This is a genomic window from Anabaena azotica FACHB-119 (genome assembly GCF_014697625.1).
Classification (GTDB): Bacteria; Cyanobacteriota; Cyanobacteriia; order Cyanobacteriales; family Nostocaceae; genus Trichormus; species Trichormus azoticus_A.
In genome coordinates, this window is the sequence record NZ_JACJSG010000010.1 from 159,529 (window position 1) to 176,088 (window position 16,560).

Genomic DNA, 16,560 nt, shown 5'->3' on the forward strand with positions numbered 1-16,560 from the left:
CTGATAACTGATTAATTCCCCAGTCCCTTTTATACTCCAAGATTATTCAATTTGTAAGACAACTAATGTCATATCATCATTATTTTGTCTGTCATCACCGATGAATTGCTGAACTTGGTCGAATAGGTAATCTACTATTTCCTCTGGGCCGTTACAGTATCGGCAAGCTGTACTAAAGGCTGTCACAAAGTTCTCTTCATCGAAGCGATCGCCACTTGCCGCCGCCGCATCGGTCAATCCATCTGTATAATAAACTACTGTATCCCCAGGTTCCAACTGTACTTGAGCATCTTCATACTGACTATTAGCATCTAAGCCAATTAACATCCCCAAGGTATCCAAACGGGTGATACTTTTTGTGGCTGCGTGCCACCACAAAGGGGGATTATGGGCTGCATTGCTGTAAGACAAAATTCGTTTGTGCGGATTATATTCTGAGTAAAATAACGTGATGAAGCGGTGAGAATTTTCTAAGTCCGCATACATGACGCGGTTGAGGTTTTGCAAAATCCCGGCTGGCGAGTTACCGTGTAACACTTCTCCCCTCAGCATCCCTCGCATCATGGTCATAATTAACCCTGCCGGCACACCTTTACCCATGACATCGCCAATTACTAAACCCCAACGACCAGAATCTTGACGGACTCCGTTATGGGGATAGATTTGATTATGGCTGGTGGGAATAAAATCATAATAATCTCCACCGACACGATTGGCAGGTCTACAGCGTGCCGCTACGCTAGCCCCAGGAATATAAGGGCATTGACGCGGCAGTAGTCGTCTTTGAATCTCCGCACCAATTTCTAGTTCTTGGTCTAAACGTTCTTTTTTCTTCAGTTCTACGGCTAGTTCGTCGTTTTCAATGGCGACTGCGGTTTGGTCTGCTATTAACCGTACTAACTTTTGTCGAGTTTCTGTCCAGGTATATTCAGGATCGCGGCTTAATACATACAGCCAACCCCGTTCTGTATGCTTCACCAAAATTGCCGTACCAAAGATTTGCACATCCGGCCCCAGGTGACGGTGCATCTGGTCGTCTAACATTCCTGTGGCGGTGGCTAGAGGCGCGGTGTTGGGCAAAAGTGTGATTTGACTGCTAGCTGTTTCTAAGGCTTTGCGGATGTTCTTGCGCTGGCGGCTATCTTGCCAGTGTAATTGCTCTAATCTCACCTGACCATTGGGTTTGTAGAGAAACAGAGCGCTACCATCGGCATCTGTAACTCTGGTTGCCATCAAAGGAATCAGTTCCAAAAACTGATTCAAATTATTGAAGCTTCTGAGGGCAAATCCCAGAGAACTTAGCAAGTCTTGGATTTTGTTCTGTTCCCGATGCAATCGTGCCACGAGTTCTTTGAGCGCTACGACTGGTGTGACATCTGTCGTAGCACTATTATTGTTGTCCGTGGGTGGGGTAGGAAATTGAGGCACTGAATTTATTGCACTGGAAAAGGTGAATGTTAAAGCAAAAATGAAGAAATTTTTAATTAGCGATCGCTAAACAATATTGAGTTAAAGATTAACCCTTTAGCAAGAGTAGAAAGACGTAAGACTTAATTTGACATAAGTATTACATTTGCTCAAAAAATTTCTATCTCCAGAGAGGAATTTAATTCATGTACTTTAATCTACTGATACTACATGAAATTTTCTTAAAATTCCTAGCATCAAGTAAGTAGCTGTATGGCAGTGAACAAGCAACAGGCTTGACGAGCATTTAAAGTAAAGTTTGATAATTGATTGATGTCCTATCTATCAGGTGATTCTTATAGCTTTATGGCAACTCCTATTACTAGCCAAAATTCTTCATGCTGCCTTTGATAACTTCCGTAGGTCGCTATCGAAACAGCATTAGAGTGAAATTTTAGCAAATAACATCAAAAATGGGGACTGGGGATTGGGGACTGGGGAAAGGGGGAAAGGGGAAAGGGGAAGGGGGAAAGGGGAAAATAACAACTGTCAACTGTCACCTGTCACCTGTCACCTGTCACCTGTCACCTGTCAACTGTCAACTGTCAACTGTCACCTGTCACCTGTCAACTGTCAACTGTCACCTATCACCTGTCACCTGTCACCTATCACCTATCACCTGTCACCTGTCACCTGTCCCCTATCAACCACTCAAGAGAGCTTCGACAAACTCGTAGCTGGAAAAGGGGCGTAAGTCTTCAATGCCTTCGCCTGCACCAATAAAGCGGATGGGTAAACCGAGTTGCTGCACTACTGCTAAGGCTACACCGCCTTTGGCTGTGCCATCTAACTTGGTTAATACTACACCACTCAGTTGAGCGGCTTGGGAGAAGATTTCCGCCTGTCTCAAGCCATTTTGACCTAGAGTTGCGTCTAATACTAAAAGTGATTCTATTTTGGCATCAGGAGCTTTTTTGTCAATGATTCGGCGAATTTTACTCAATTCATCCATTAAGTTTTTTTTGTTCTGCAATCGCCCGGCTGTATCTACGAGTAATAATTCAGTATTTCTTGCTTGAGCTGCGGCGATCGCATCAAAAACCACGGCGGCTGGGTCTGTATTCTTTCCGGGATTGGAGATTACTTCTACCCCACTTCTTTGACCCCAAACTTTTACCTGTTCCACAGCCGCCGCCCTGAAGGTATCGGCTGCACCGATTAAGCAGCGATAGCCTGATTTATGGGCTAGGTGGGAGATTTTGCCGATGGTGGTAGTTTTACCTGCGCCATTGACTCCTGTAATTAACCAAATATTTAAGCTGTCTTTTTCTGGGGCAAAACTGCCTTTGTGGGATGTCTTGAGGGGTGAGTCTAGCATATCCCGCAAGATTTGTTTCAGGTAGGCGATCGCTTGTTCTGGTGGAGTGACTTCTTCCCTTAGTTTGTTCTGGAGAGAACTAATAATATGATCTGTTGCTTCTACACCCACATCGGCTTGCAGAAGTAAAGATTCAATTTCCGCTACAGCCGCTTGGTTAAGAGGCCCCTGTCCCACAATTGCCTTAAGTTGGTTGAGGATATTGCGGCGGGTTTTATCTAATCCTTGACGTAGCTTTTTCAGCCAAGTAATTTCTTCAATAGATATATCTTCTGCTCGTCTACCTTGAGCCGCTAATACTTCTGCTGACCAAACAAAACCTTCATCAAAGGTTATTCCCTCAATTTCTGGGGCTGCTTCCTGTGTAGTAGCTGCTGGCTGTACTACTTCCGGTTGTGGTAGTTCAATGGCGCTGGCTATGAGTCTTTCTTGCCTAGCTTCTCGTTCTGCGGCTGCTCGTTCTAGGAAGGATAATGCAGGTGCTGGTGTTGCTTCTACTGCTAGTGATTCTACTGTTTCTGGTTCACTTTCTCCAGCTTGTGGTGTAATTGCTGTTACTTCTTCTGCTTGGTGAGTAACTGCTTCTACCTCTTGATTTTGAATAGTTTCTTCTACTTCAGTGACCGTATTATCTTGTACTGATTCTGGTATATTTTCTATCTGTTCAGTTGCGGTTATTTCATCTTCAGTTGTTGCTGCTGGCGGTTGAGAATCTGCTAATTCAGGTTGAGATTCTACTTCCTGAGATTTTTGTTTTTCTTGAATGTTTTTATAAGCAGCTTTTGCAAACGCCAACAAATCTGTTGTTGAGTCTGGTACAGTAGCGGCTGGCTCTGGTTGAGATTCTGTTACTGGGGGTGTTTGTTGTTCTTGTGTCTCCGGGGGAGTTGGCGCGGAATTGTCTTGTTGACGACGGAACCAATTAAAAACCATTGCAGCTAGCGGTGATAAGTTGTTAACAGAGTTATGAGTTATGAGTCCTAAGTTATGAGTGTGAACTACCCACACTGACTGGGAGTACCAAGTACAGTGTCGGCTTCTGTAATCACGGGGGAATGCCCAAACTTAGACTTTGCCTAACGGCACGCTACGCGAACGCCCAAGTTTAGGACTTACTTCCCCTCCTACAGCAGAAACGGCTGAACCTTCCGCCTTGATCATTCTGATGCCTTCGGCTCTAATATTTATAGCTGCATTTCCATCTCTGTCATGATGAGTGCCACAACTAGGACAAGTCCACTCACGGACATCTAACGGCATCTCAGCAATTTGATAGAAACAATGAGAGCAGAGTTTAGAACTGGGAAACCACCTATCAATCTCAACCAACTTTCCACCCTTGCGTTCTAGCTTGTAGGCTAAAAAGTTGGTGAATGTTCCCCATCCTGTGTCAGATATTGATTTCGCCAATTTGTGATTGCGTACCATGCCTAGAAGGTGAAGATTCTCTACTATGACAGCTTGGCTATCGCTGACCAACTTATAACTAAGTTTATGTAGAAAATCTTGCCGCGAATTACTAACTCGCTCGTACACTTTGGCAACAACTTTTCTATATCTATTTCTTGAATTACTCCCCTTTTGTTTACGGGCTAACTTCTTTTGTTTACGCTTGAGGTTTTTCTCATGCTTGGCAATGTGTTTAGGATTATCGTATTTAGAAATCTTTTCACCGTCAGAGACAACAGCGAAATGTTTCAGCCCTAAATCAATACCGTAAATCTTCCCCTCCGTAATAGCAGGCTTTTCCCCCGCAGTCGCTCCACTTGGGCAAAGCCCTTCGCGTAGCGTCTCGTAGAGAAGACCGCGCTGCTCCTCTACTTCAGTCAGGATAGATGCCAAGTATTTTCCTGATGGCGTTTTGCTAACAGTGACAGTCTTTATTTTTCCTTCAATCGGTCTATGTATTTTGGCTTTGATGATCCCAATATTGCCTGGGAGTTTTACATTACCATCCACAATCTTGACGTTTTGAGGGTATTGAATTGACTGCTTACCATGCTTGGATTTGAACTTAGGAAAGCCAGCACGTTTCTCAAAAAAGTTCTTATATGCAGTAGTTAGGTTGAGCGTTGTGGCTTGCAAAACTTGGCTATAACAGTCAGCTAACCAACAAGTATCTTCTGCTTTTTTGAGATCAGGAAGTAGTGCGTTGAGTGCTGCGCGTGTAAGTCCTTTACCCGTTTCCTTATAAGTCTCAATTGACTTATTTAGAGCGTAATTCCACCACCAACGAGAGCAACCAAAAGCTTGAGCTAACTGAATTTGCTGCTCAATTGATGGGTATAAACGAACTTGTACAACCTTGTGCAACACTCAACATCACCTCCTTATATATCTATTTTCACATGATATATAATTCGTGGTAAGCAACCAAAAGAAAATAATTGTTGATTCGTCATACATATAATATTTGTCTTTGCACAGCAAAGACAAATATTATATGCAATCCTTATCAACCACCTTATATCCCGCCACTGAGCGCGGAGTACCAAATGAGCGTGGGGGACGAGGGCGTAATAGTTAATTTAACTTTTGACCTCTACCTAGTGTGAAAACTTCCCGGTTTTCCTCACCTGTCAGGATTGGGGGTTGGGGACTGGGGATTGGGAAAAAATATTACTGAAACTCAGCACTCACAACTCAACACTCACAACTCACGACTCAGCACTGACTAAACACTCAATGCTTTTTTCTGTTCGCTGACTCGGCGCAATACACCGTTAATGAAGCGATGACCTTCATCGCCACTGTAGCGTTTAGCTAACTCTACAGCTTCGTTGATGGCGACGCTATCGGGTAGATTGAAGAACATCATTTCTGCTACGGCGATGCGGAGAATATCACGGTCGATTTGGGCTAGGCGGGTAACTTGCCAATCTACTAACGCGGCGGTGATTTGCTCATCAATCACGGTGCGTTCTTCGCTGACGACTTTGACAAGTTTGATAGCATATCTACCAACTTCCTTGTCCTGATTTGCTAGCTGAATTAGTTCGGGAAATTCCACGGCTGCGCCTAGCTGATTGATGGCTGTTTGTGTATAGGCGATCGCTTCTTGCAGCATAGTCCGAGCTGTATTCAAATCTGCAGCCCTGGTTTGACTGGTTAACAGGCGATCGTTACTCCGTTGCAATTCCGCCGCCGCATTATCTAAAGTATCCTGTACTTCTGCTCTCAAGGTGCGTACTGTGGCTAGTACTAACTTAGGCAGGTGTTCCTCTGTTAATTTTTTAGGGTTTAATGGTAACTGGCTCAAGCTTAAAAGAGCCAGTTCACGCGCGATTTGCTGGGGTTTACGGTCTTGCATAAAAGTAAATATTTCAGTAGTAATTTAATTTCTGGGTGACAAATTAATCAATTCTGACAAAGCCAGACAACCATCTTATCTGTAATAGGTGTGAATTTACCGGATTTTTTTAGGAAAGGGGAAAGGGGAAAGGGGGAAAGAGGAAAGGGGAAAGGGAAAAGACTATCTCCTCTGCTCCTCTGCTCCCCCTGCTCCCCCTACTCCCTCATCCCCCTCATCCCCGCCCTTTCTGGGCTAGCTCTAGGGGCGGTAAGGGGGTATTTGGTGCTACAATTCCGCCGGAAACTATAACTTTGAAGGCATCTTCTACGGACATGGAAAGGTTAACTACCTCGTCTTCTGGAACTACGGCGTACCAGCCTGTAGTCGGGTTTGGTGTGGTAGGAATAAATACACTCAACATTGGACGAGACATTTGAGACTGAATTTCACTGCTCATCACACCTGTCACGAAGGCGATCGCCCACACTCCTCGACGGGGATATTCTACCAATATCACCCTGCGAAACCTACCATTGGAATCTTTAAGTAGTGTTTCTAACAGCTGCTTCAGGGTTTTATATACCTGCCCAGCCAAGGGTATCGCCTGTAATAATCGTTCCCCAAAGTCTAACAACCAGCGTCCAGCAATATTCCTCGCCATCAACCCAATCACTAAAATACTCAGTAGTGGTACAGCTAGACCCACTGCCAAGTTCAGTACATTTACTAAGATGGGATGTAGCCCATCAAAGGGGTTTAGTTGTTTAGGAATTTGAGTGAGAAAATTAATTACCCAATTAGCAATGGTAATCGTTAACCAGATGGTGGTTGCTAGGGGAATTACTACTAACAAGCCAGCAATCAGGTCGTTTTTTAAGTCCTGCTTTAAGCGGTCTATTCCCAAGCCTCTATTCTCTTTTTTTAGGATAGTGGAACTTTCGTTATCGGTACTCATTCCAGTAAATTTGTCTAATAGCCCAGGTTTTGTTGCAATATTTGCTACTGCAATTTTTAGCCCAAATACTAAGTATTAGAACTGTAGCTAGGAAATTATCAAGCATTTAGCTGGCAATAGGTTTTCCCTACCACAGTCTATACAGGCACATTCCAAATAAAACAAAAGCTAGTTTGTCTGTGAAGACGTTACTTTTCTTTGTACAAATTGTAAATTATGGTTGCAAATCCTTAGTAATTACAATCCTACCGCTTTCTGTTAAAAGCTGCTATGCCTATAAAAATAAGTCCAGTACATTGATGATAACGAGACGCTGTTAACCTACAATGACTGAACGGGAATGCTTTTATGAAAATAAAATGTTACAAATTTTAACTTATGGTTGGTGAGGTTAAGAATTGGTCAGAATAAATCAGTAACCCCTAGTCTCTAGCTCCTAGCCCCTCTTTCTGGTTGCTGTCTTTGCTCACACCCACTGGTGCGTCTAAACTAGGGGTAGGTAAATATTTCATTTCCCAGGCTTTCAACAAAATCAGGTATTCATAAAAAGCCTGTAATGTACACCATGCTAATCCCGCACGTCCATCTAGACATCCGCCTAAAAGGAAGTACATATACAAAAAACGCAACACAGGTCTAGCGGGTAGTCTTAAAGACAAGTCTTTTAAAGCACGTCGTCTAGCAACTTCCGATTTACCAAAGAATAAATCACGCCACTCAATCTTACCGTTTGATAATTGGTATAAAGTTTCTTTGGCTTCATCAGTAGAATAACGGTTGTGCTTTTCTATCCAACGGCTCAGACCTTTACTGCAAGTGTAGTGAGGATAGGTTTCTTTTAAAAAGCTGGTAGCACCTTCACATACTTCTCGTTCCGTATGTCCGTAGTCAGTGAACCACACCTTCCCGTGACGGAAAAGGCGCATTTGATAACGGGGATATTGAGTGCTGTAACGAATCCAGCGATTCATAAATATAACACGTTCGGCAACGTAGTAACCGATGTATTCGGAACTTTTAATTGCTTGTTCGCACTCAGCAAACAATTCTGGTGTCATCCGTTCATCAGCTTCGAGAATGTACACCCATTCGTGTTTGGGTGGGAGGGACTCCAGCATCCAAGTGCGTTGGCGACCGTGGCTTTCAAAGGCGTGCTGCACAACGCGGACGGGATAGCGACTGGCAATTTCCACAGTGCGATCGCTACTACATGAGTCTACAACAATGATATCGTCCGATAACATCGCTGATTCTATACAAGCTGAAATATCTAATTCTTCGTTATAAGTCAATATGTAAATCGAGAACATTGCCAAGTCTTATAGTAATTTTTTTAATTAGTCATTAGTCAATAGTCATTAGTCATTGGTCATTGGTCAGTAGGGACGGGTTTACCCCGAAATTCATGGAGAAAACAAATATGTCTGTTAAACCCGCCCGTACAACAGTGCATAGTTGTTCTCCCTCATCTCCCTCATCTCCCTATTCCCCTCCTGAGAGGGGTTAGGGGTGGGTTACTCCCTCATCTCCCTCATCTCCCTCATCTCCCCCCACTCCCCCATCTCCGACTGAGGGCTAAGAGTGCTGTGGCAAAAATTAGCCTCTCGCCCCTCTAGCCTGATGAGTCAATAAGTTAACGTGCTGGTGCTTTATTTTTGCGTCCACCGCCTTGGAGAGCGCCTATACTTCTGAGTCCTGACCAGCCGATAATGATGTAGCCGATGGACAATATTAAGCTGCTGATACCAATTCGCAGTCCTGATTTCCAAGAATTGTCTCTAGCTTGTCTGATTGCGTCGTCTCTACGCTGACGGATTTGGGTTAATCTTTGAGTAGCGAGTCCTTGAGGATCTGTTTGCTGGGCGATAAACTGATCCAATTCTTGAGGATTAGCTTTAAATTTCTTGAGTAATTCTTTCTGTTGTGCTGGAAGTCGAGGGTTACTTAACGCTTGTTGATATCTTTGGTCATCTTTGAGCAGTTCACTGAATTGAGCTTTAGCTTGGGTGCGTAACTGCTCTAATTGAGCCTTTCCTTGCTCAGTGTTGGCTTGGGCTTGGAATTGTGCTAACTGATTTTTGAGTTGGTTTTCTGCCTGTTCTGCGTCTTGAGTGATTTGGTTAACTGTTTGAGTACTAGCTTGTCTGACGTTGTTGAGATGTAATGGGAAAATCAGCAAGAATATCAATCCCAAAATGCTGGAAAGTATCAGAACTGGCAACCTTAAATCAAAACCTTTGGCAGTCCCATCATTAGCACCGTCTATCCAATAACTAGTGAATAATGCCCCCAAACCTACCAAAGGCACAATACCTCGGTCAACTAATGCTGTTGCTACGTTAATTTGCCATCCCCTATCTGTAGGTTGAAACGGCAACAACAAAATTAAGAAATCTATTAAGAACGAAACAATTAAGACTATCCCCACAACTTTGAGGATCAGCGAGGCATTTACAGAAGCAAAGCGATTAACCATAGTTTTTCAAATGTCTACAGGATTCAGATTGAGTGATGATTCTATCTAAAGCTACTTGAATATTTTTACCCTAGCGCTAGTTGTTATATGAATCTACCCATATTTTGGAGATCAATTGCAATGCTGTTATATGACAAATTTTTTGTTCTTGAGTTTCAAGCTACACTGCGTTAGCATTGCGGCTCTAAATATTCCAGCAATATTTTAGTGTTATATAATACACAGGTAATCCATAGGACTCCCATTTGATTTTTGAATAAAATTCAGTGCATATCTATTCCTGCTTCACTTTTCCCTCTTCTCTACCTACGCAAATTAATTCAGAAATCAAACCAGATGACTAAAGTTTAAATTTGCTACTTCATCTTAACTTCTGTTTCCCAAACTTGCTGCCAAATGGGTAAATCTTCTGGTCTGTCAACATCAGCTAACTGTGGTAAATTATGATATGAGAGGTTGAGTTGGTTGGCAATCTCCACAGTTTGGTGTAATACTTGCGAACTTCCCCAGTTGATGTTGATGAATAATTCTGGGATGAAGCGACGCAACCCGATTAAATAATAACCCCCATCAATGGCTGGGCCTAGTACTAAATCAACCGTATGTGTTGCTTCAAAAGCTTGAGTAAGAATTTGCGAATTCAATCCAGGGCAGTCAGTGCCGATAATCACTACTTTTTCTGCGTGACCTTGAAAGCTATCATACAGCGATCGCCTCATCCGTAAACCCAAATCTCCATCGCCTTGAGGCTGGTAAACTAAATCTGCACCCAGCCAGTCTTGCATGAGTTGCAAATCACCACCTGCAAACCGCACTTGGGAAGATACCTCAATTACCTTTTGCAGTTCTTTGACTTGAGATATTGTGTATTGAGTCATTTGCCGTTGCAGGTTCGCAGCACCAACAGTACCCAAAGCTGGTATCAATCTAGTCTTCGTCTTTCCTGGTTCTGGATAGCGGGTAAAAATGATTAGGTGCTGTTGAAGAATTTTTAATGATTGCAGCACATGATACCTTGTTTAATTTTACGTCTGTTTAGATACTTCTGACTTTTCACGGGATGTGGAAGACCTCTCTCCAAACCTCTCTCCTTTTAGGAGAGAGGCTTTGATTTCTCCTCTGATATCTTGCACCTTCTCAATAAGCAGGTGGTGGGCAATGCCCACCCTACGAAATCATAGGGGTTTCAGGCTTCGATTTTCGCAATAAACTAATGGTGCAAGATATAAGTCCTCCTTCCCTTGTAGGGAAGGCAGGGTGGTTTCATACAATCAGAGAAAAAACTCGTCTCTTTCAAAGCCTCTCCCCCCGTGGGGGAGCCAGTTGCGTGGGCGGGTTTCCCGACTTGAGCAAACTGGCGTGAGAGGTTTGGAGAGAGGGCAAAATCTCTGCTACAACACCAGAAATCAGAACTTATAAATTTTTCTTTTTCTGTATGAAAGCACCCAGCCCTTCCCTACAAGGGAAGGGGGCTGGGGGGTTAGGTCTGACGGTGCGCTTTTCCATATAAATTACCCACCAAATCAACTATATTTTAATAGCAATAGCGACCACTATCATCAGCTCTGGTACGCTCCTTTGCTGTCCGCATTGCTCCTAAAATGGTGGAAACAAAGACGCAACGCTTAATTCTGCTGCGAGACTTGCTAGATAATGTAATCCTGCAAGGCAGTTGTTCCAAATCTCCTTGATAGCCAAATCGAACTCGACTCACACCGTTTGATTCGGGTAAAGTTGTTTCTGCATCAAGATGTACGCGAGAATCAAGATTATTCCAATTAGCAACAGTGGGGCTAACTGTAGCCGGATGAACCGCCCATTGAACCACACCATTCTGTTCCCGAAAGCTAGCTTGCCAAGTCAATTTTTCCTTACTAGCTTGGCTTTGGGCTTGTCTAATAGCATTATAAACTTGGCTTTGCGCCTGATTAAGGCGTTGAGTATCTACAAAAGCTAACCAGTTAGGTAGGGCTAAAGTTGCTACTACACCAATAACTAAAACGCTTACCAAAAATTCTGGTAATGTGAAGCCATCCACAACCCGAATATTTTGACAAGATTTCTTATCAATAAAACATAAAAGATGCACCTGTCGAGGCATTTTGAGATTCAGATCCTACTATCTACTATTGTTGAAAACTCTTTTTGGGGTTTTCAGCTTTTATTTTAGATAGGATGTTAGTATATATAGAAGTAGGTAATATCAGAATCGCAAGAATTTTTAATAATAATTTTATGAGGAAATTTGTCTGATTCAATCTATGGTTATCATTGATAAAATATTTACATAAAAATTTTAATGCTATAATGCCTTTTGGTTTACTTAAAGGCTCTTGTAAAGCTTTACAGGTTAAATATTTATATATATTTGCCTTGCTTGAACTTAAAGTACTTTTACTATTTGGTGGTCTAAGCTGAGATAAATTTTCCAGAACTTGTAAACAATATTTTTCTTGTCTCGTTAAGTTTGCAGATAATGACTTAGAACTTACTCGATATAAAATTTGTACTTTGGGTACAGCTACAAACGAATATTTAGCAGCTAATCTTAACCACATATCCCAATCTTGAGCAGCTTTGAGGGCTTCATCAAAACCACCCAACTCGATTATTGCTTCTCTACAAATTAAAGGATTAGAACCATTTTCCAAAAAATTATTTACTAATAACTTTTCATAAACATCTCCATTAACAGATACACGTCTACCTGATACTATAAAATTACCTTCCTCATCAATATAATCAGTCCAGCTATAGGCGACATGAGCATCTGGGGTTTTTTGTAGTGCTGCTAATTGAGACTCTAGTTTATCCGGTGTCCAAATATCATCAGCGTCTAAAAAACTGACATAGTTTCCTACTGCAAGGTTTAAACCACGATTTCGGCTAACATTACCGCCAGCATTCTCATAGGAAAATACTTTCAGCCTTGTATCTGGAATTTTACTAATAACATCTAAGGTTGCATCTTGTGAGCCATCATTAATGATAATTAACTCAAAATTAGCAAATATCTGTTGTAAAACTGAGTTAATTGTTTCTTTGATGGTCTTTTCGCAATTATAGGCTGGTATAACTACAGAAATTTCTGGTGAATTATTCATGGTTTATCTTCATATCTTTATTGGTTAAATTATGGAAATAAAATAATAATGAGTAGAAAGGACTCATGAGACTTCCCAAATAAAAATTAACTTCAACCAGCGCAATGATATCGTTGTTTAAACTATTTCTATACTTAATGATATGGTGGAAGATTCTCCGCATATTTCCTAAAACTGTTTTCAGTAGAATTATAGGTAATTGCCATCTTTTAGCATTAATTAACCTAAGTTGAAAAATACATAAGCCACAACCACGCGCAATTTTGAGTAAGTAATTTCTCTCTAGCCGCCAGTGGGGAATTTTATGATAAATTTCCATTTTTGGGTTATACCAAATTTCCCAACCTGATTTGTATATATGTAGGAGAACTTCTGTATCTTCTCCTGCAACCATTAAGTTGCCAATTCTGCCCTTAAAAACTAACTGCTGAGGTACGCTTTCTAACCAAGCTTGTTTACGGATGACAAGACCTGCACCTGGTGGTAGCTTTAAATTATCAGCATCAAATATATATGCTTTTTGCCCATGTTCTCGAATGGCTAAAAAAGGTTGGATTTGGGAAAAATTATCTGGTGGTTTTACTTCAAAATCACCATGTATTTGACCACTCCATGCACCTGCGAGGGGATATTTTTCCCCAAAATTATAAGATTGTAAAATCCAGTCAGTTTCTGCTAAGTTGTCATCATCTAAAAAGGCGATGAATTTACCTTTAGCTTCGTTGATAGCTCTGATTCTGGCAAAGGTTAAGCCCTGTTGTTTTTCCAAACAGTATTTTAACTCACATTGAGTAAATTTTGTTTGGTAATCTTTCACTACTTCAGGTGTGCGATCGCTGCTATTATTATCGATAACAATCACTTCCCAGCGTAGATGTTCTATACCAGTTTGCGCCAAAAGCCTATCCAAAACTTGTGGTATTCTTTCTGCACCATTGTATGTAGGAATAGCGACAGTAAAATCGATTGTTTCGCCTATATCTTTTATTTCTTGTGAAACAGATAAATTCACCATCATTATTTACCTACCAGTTTTATTCAAGTATCCATTTTTCCAAAGATAAAAAGGACTGATTAAGCTGCTGAACAAGAGTTCTGTTTCGCAAGCAACCACTAAATCAGTTCTAATTTTTGTTCCATACTTAAGTAATTGTAAGAATATTTTCTTCAGGTCATTTATCACATAAGCAACAAATACAAAGGGTTTGTAATGTGGTTGCACATTCGTCATTCTAGTAATATAGCGACTCAACCCAATACCTCTAAAAAAGGGAATTAGATACTCTCTTTTCAATCTAGCACCTGGGATTTTATGATAAATTTCCATTTCTGGGTTATACCAAACCTCCCAGCCGGACTTTTGGATGTGACACAACATTTCCAAATCCTCACCAGTGAGCATATTACCAGTAACTCGACCTGTGAGTATGGGCTGGTCTGGAACGCTTTTTAACCAAGCTTCGCGACGGACAACTAGTCCAGCAGAAGGGGGAAGGAGTTTTTTTGTCGGAGCATAAAACAGAGGTTTATTTCCGCGTTCTGTAATTGCTAGAAAGGGACTGATGCGGTGAAAATTTTCTGGCGGTTCCACTTCCCAGTCAGGATGTATTTGGCTACCGTATGCACCAGCTTGGGGATATTTCTGAGCGAAAGCATATGCTGCTGCTACCCAAGTGGGTATGGGGTAGTTATCATCATCTAAAAAACCTATCAATTCACCTGAAGCAACTTCAACACCCGTTTTTCTGGCGTAAGCTGCGCCTTGTTTAGATTCAAAGCAGTATTTTAAAGGGTAAGCGCATTGCCAGTTTTCTTGGTACTGTTGCACTATTTGGGCTGTGTTATCGGTACTTTTATTGTCAACGACAATAATTTCCCAGGAAATATTTTCGGTGTTGACTTGATTGCGTAATCTGTCTAGAAGTTCAGGTAAACGCTTTGCACCGTTGTAAGTTGGTATAACTATGGTAAAATCAATCCTTGCAGTCATTTTTCTTCAGTTTGTAATTAGATTTAATTATTTTTTGTGGGTATGAGAAGTACATTAAATACTTAACATTGTTTATCTGAGGTTGAATCGAAACTGATTACTAGTAAATATTTAATGACAATATTTTAACTGAAAAAAGTAACTTGTTATAAAATTATTAAACTTTTACAATAAAAGCTTCAGTCTTTTTGAGGAAACTAAGTTTTCCTAGTTTCTAATTACTTACCATAGGTTCATCACTTTGTAGCTAATTAGATATATTTAATTGCAATCTGTATCTCTTGCAGTTCGTATAGCCCCGATTAATGTTTCTATCATTACACATCTTTTCATGCTTCCATTAGTAATATTATTTGACTGAGGGACGGCTATAACCACCCTTAAGCCGGTATCAGCACGAGTATTATTGGTCTTTGGTGCTAAAACCCCCATGTAGTCGAAGGTAATTGTTTGTGGAGCGCTAGTATTAAAACTTTCTCTATAATTAACAGAAGTCCTAGCGGTATTCACGTTACTCAAGTTTGTGCCAAGTGCAATTTGCCCTGGTCGAATGTCCAAATCTTCAGTTAAGTTGCGCCAATTAGTGGGCGTTGTACCTGGATAAACTGCAAACTGCGGAATATTGTTCTCTGTTCTAAAACTGACGCTGTAACTAAGTTTTTTTTGTTTAGCTTGTCGCTGTGCTTCTTGTATGGCGGCTAAAACAGCGTCATTAGCCTTACCAACTCTCTGCCTATTTACAAAACTAAGCCAGTTAGGCGCTAATATTACGGCTAAAACTCCGATTATGAGAACCACCGTTATGATTTCTACTAAAGTAAATCCGCTATTATTATTTTCTCTGGATTTTATAGCGCTTACTCTTGGTAAATTCTCATTTATTAATTTTTGAATAAATACTCTATCAAAATTGATAGTTTTCATGCTTATCTATCCTTGTCATAGCTATATAGTGAAATCTATTTACTGAATATAAAACTGCGTCCTTCTATACGAGTTCTTGCTGTGGGGAAGAAAGCTAATTGTTGACGGTTGTAGCTGATTCTATTTGCATTATCTGAAAGTCTAGCCAGTGCATTACCACGTAAATAAACTTCTACAACACTGCGGTTGTCTACAGTGAGTGAATCAACACAAGCATAAAATCCTGTATAAGTTGTGCCTGATGGTACTACTGTAAAATCACTCGTCGGACAGCTTGCTGCTGGTGGCGATTGGCTAGATGCTGTTGTCTGTGTATGGTCAATAAAATCAACTAAAACAGTAGTTTGTTGTGTATAGGCTTGAGATGTTTTCGTCCAACTATTCATTTTTTGAGCCAATGTTTTATCTTTCTGTAATAGATTAACTGGTTGAAAACCATCATGTGGACATCTACTAAACTTAGTAGTTGTATCATACGCGGTGCTACAAGTACTACCATTTTTATTAGGAACACCATCTTGAATTTGAAATCTAGCAATACGTGCAGCCCTAGACCAAGGGGTTTGATTATCTCGTATTAAATAGTATGCAACTAAGGAATTGACAAAAGCATCATCAGAGAAAGAAACTGTAGTGCCTGATTGGGTATAGCTAGTAGGTGATGAATTTCTTAACAGTTCTCTCTTCCAAAATATTAATACTGGGTTGCCATTTGTAATTGTAGGTAATTGACCTTTGATGGCATCAACTCCTGTAGCGTCATAGATGTATATAGCTTGTTGCAAATCCCGGTTTATATAATCCATCGCTGCTTGAATTTCCTGTTCAGAATTAGCTTTAGCTTGTTCTTTACGATCGCTATCTAAAAGGCTAATCATTAAACCCATTAATGGGGCAATTACTAAGAATGCTAAAAGCAAAGCTACTAAAAGTTCAATCAAGGTAAATCCACGATTTTCTCTATAATGCCGATAAAGCTTTATTTGTATAGTTAAAAGCCAAGTTAGTATATTCATTGTGCTGTCTTTTCTTAA

The 16,560-nt window shown here is 40.9% G+C and carries 13 protein-coding genes and 1 pseudogene; all 14 read right to left on the minus strand.

The genetic code is table 11. The features are described 5' to 3' along the window. Positions 1-42 precede the first annotated feature (42 nt). The 14 genes and pseudogenes from H6G83_RS09595 to hpsC all read right to left on the minus strand — a co-directional run bounded on the left by H6G83_RS09595 (position 43) and on the right by hpsC (position 16,542). Positions 43-1,428: a PP2C family protein-serine/threonine phosphatase gene (locus H6G83_RS09595; RefSeq protein WP_190470503.1), complete on the minus strand. Its 1,386-nt coding sequence runs from the start codon at positions 1,426-1,428 to the stop codon at positions 43-45. Positions 1,429-2,110: 682 nt separating this feature from the next. After that, entirely contained in the window at positions 2,111-3,718 is a 1,608-nt protein-coding gene (gene ftsY, locus H6G83_RS09600; RefSeq protein ID WP_190470508.1) for a signal recognition particle-docking protein FtsY, read from the minus strand. Positions 3,719-3,783: 65 nt separating this feature from the next. Continuing rightward, a pseudogene (locus H6G83_RS09605) lies at positions 3,784-5,101 on the minus strand (RNA-guided endonuclease InsQ/TnpB family protein). 358 nt (positions 5,102-5,459) lie between these two features. Next, the gene (nusB, locus tag H6G83_RS09610) at positions 5,460-6,095 is read right to left on the minus strand and encodes a transcription antitermination factor NusB (protein ID WP_190470510.1); all 636 of its coding nucleotides are present in this window, start codon (positions 6,093-6,095) and stop codon (positions 5,460-5,462) included. A gap of 214 nt (positions 6,096-6,309) precedes the next feature. After that, complete coding sequence (locus H6G83_RS09615) at positions 6,310-7,032, minus strand: DUF502 domain-containing protein (RefSeq protein WP_190470513.1); 723 nt, start codon at positions 7,030-7,032, stop codon at positions 6,310-6,312. A gap of 422 nt (positions 7,033-7,454) precedes the next feature. Next, on the minus strand, positions 7,455-8,342 hold the full coding sequence (locus H6G83_RS09620) for a glycosyltransferase family 2 protein (RefSeq protein WP_190470516.1): 888 nt from the start codon (positions 8,340-8,342) through the stop codon (positions 7,455-7,457). Positions 8,343-8,665: 323 nt separating this feature from the next. Further along, complete coding sequence (hpsJ-B, locus tag H6G83_RS09625; RefSeq protein ID WP_190470518.1) at positions 8,666-9,508, minus strand: hormogonium polysaccharide biosynthesis protein HpsJ; 843 nt, start codon at positions 9,506-9,508, stop codon at positions 8,666-8,668. A gap of 356 nt (positions 9,509-9,864) precedes the next feature. After that, complete coding sequence (locus H6G83_RS09630) at positions 9,865-10,515, minus strand: TIGR04282 family arsenosugar biosynthesis glycosyltransferase (protein WP_190470520.1); 651 nt, start codon at positions 10,513-10,515, stop codon at positions 9,865-9,867. A 527-nt stretch (positions 10,516-11,042) separates the two neighbouring features. Beyond that, positions 11,043-11,609 (minus strand): pilus assembly FimT family protein, encoded by a 567-nt coding sequence (locus H6G83_RS09635; protein WP_190470522.1) that lies wholly within the window; start codon positions 11,607-11,609, stop codon positions 11,043-11,045. Positions 11,610-11,634: 25 nt separating this feature from the next. Then, positions 11,635-12,612: a glycosyltransferase gene (locus H6G83_RS09640; protein ID WP_190470525.1), complete on the minus strand. Its 978-nt coding sequence runs from the start codon at positions 12,610-12,612 to the stop codon at positions 11,635-11,637. After that, positions 12,605-13,627: a hormogonium polysaccharide biosynthesis glycosyltransferase HpsE gene (gene hpsE, locus H6G83_RS09645; RefSeq protein ID WP_190470528.1), complete on the minus strand. Its 1,023-nt coding sequence runs from the start codon at positions 13,625-13,627 to the stop codon at positions 12,605-12,607. Before hpsE (H6G83_RS09645) ends, H6G83_RS09640 begins: the two co-directional genes overlap by 8 nt. 6 nt (positions 13,628-13,633) lie before the next feature. Continuing rightward, positions 13,634-14,602, minus strand: a complete 969-nt coding sequence (gene hpsE / locus H6G83_RS09650; RefSeq protein WP_190470530.1) for a hormogonium polysaccharide biosynthesis glycosyltransferase HpsE — start codon at positions 14,600-14,602, stop codon at positions 13,634-13,636. A gap of 261 nt (positions 14,603-14,863) precedes the next feature. Next, positions 14,864-15,526, minus strand: a complete 663-nt coding sequence (locus tag H6G83_RS09655; RefSeq protein WP_190470533.1) for a pilus assembly FimT family protein — start codon at positions 15,524-15,526, stop codon at positions 14,864-14,866. A 35-nt stretch (positions 15,527-15,561) separates the two neighbouring features. After that, positions 15,562-16,542, minus strand: a complete 981-nt coding sequence (hpsC, locus tag H6G83_RS09660) for a hormogonium polysaccharide secretion pseudopilin HpsC (RefSeq protein ID WP_190470536.1) — start codon at positions 16,540-16,542, stop codon at positions 15,562-15,564. Between the last annotated feature and the right edge of the window lie 18 nt (positions 16,543-16,560).

Bases quoted from the DNA above. Each gene is read 5' to 3' on its own strand.
- hpsJ-B (WP_190470518.1), bottom strand. From the start codon at position 9,508: ATGGTTAATCGCTTTGCTTCTGTAAATGCCTCGCTGATCCTCAAAGTT.
- nusB (WP_190470510.1), bottom strand. From the start codon at position 6,095: ATGCAAGACCGTAAACCCCAGCAAATCGCGCGTGAACTGGCTCTTTTA.
- H6G83_RS09655 (WP_190470533.1), bottom strand. From the start codon at position 15,526: ATGAAAACTATCAATTTTGATAGAGTATTTATTCAAAAATTAATAAAT.
- hpsE (WP_190470528.1), bottom strand. From the start codon at position 13,627: ATGGTGAATTTATCTGTTTCACAAGAAATAAAAGATATAGGCGAAACA.
- H6G83_RS09635 (WP_190470522.1), bottom strand. From the start codon at position 11,609: ATGCCTCGACAGGTGCATCTTTTATGTTTTATTGATAAGAAATCTTGT.
- H6G83_RS09640 (WP_190470525.1), bottom strand. From the start codon at position 12,612: ATGAATAATTCACCAGAAATTTCTGTAGTTATACCAGCCTATAATTGC.
- hpsC (WP_190470536.1), bottom strand. From the start codon at position 16,542: ATGAATATACTAACTTGGCTTTTAACTATACAAATAAAGCTTTATCGG.
- hpsE (WP_190470530.1), bottom strand. From the start codon at position 14,602: ATGACTGCAAGGATTGATTTTACCATAGTTATACCAACTTACAACGGT.
- H6G83_RS09615 (WP_190470513.1), bottom strand. From the start codon at position 7,032: ATGAGTACCGATAACGAAAGTTCCACTATCCTAAAAAAAGAGAATAGA.
- H6G83_RS09620 (WP_190470516.1), bottom strand. From the start codon at position 8,342: ATGTTCTCGATTTACATATTGACTTATAACGAAGAATTAGATATTTCA.
- ftsY (WP_190470508.1), bottom strand. From the start codon at position 3,718: ATGGTTTTTAATTGGTTCCGTCGTCAACAAGACAATTCCGCGCCAACT.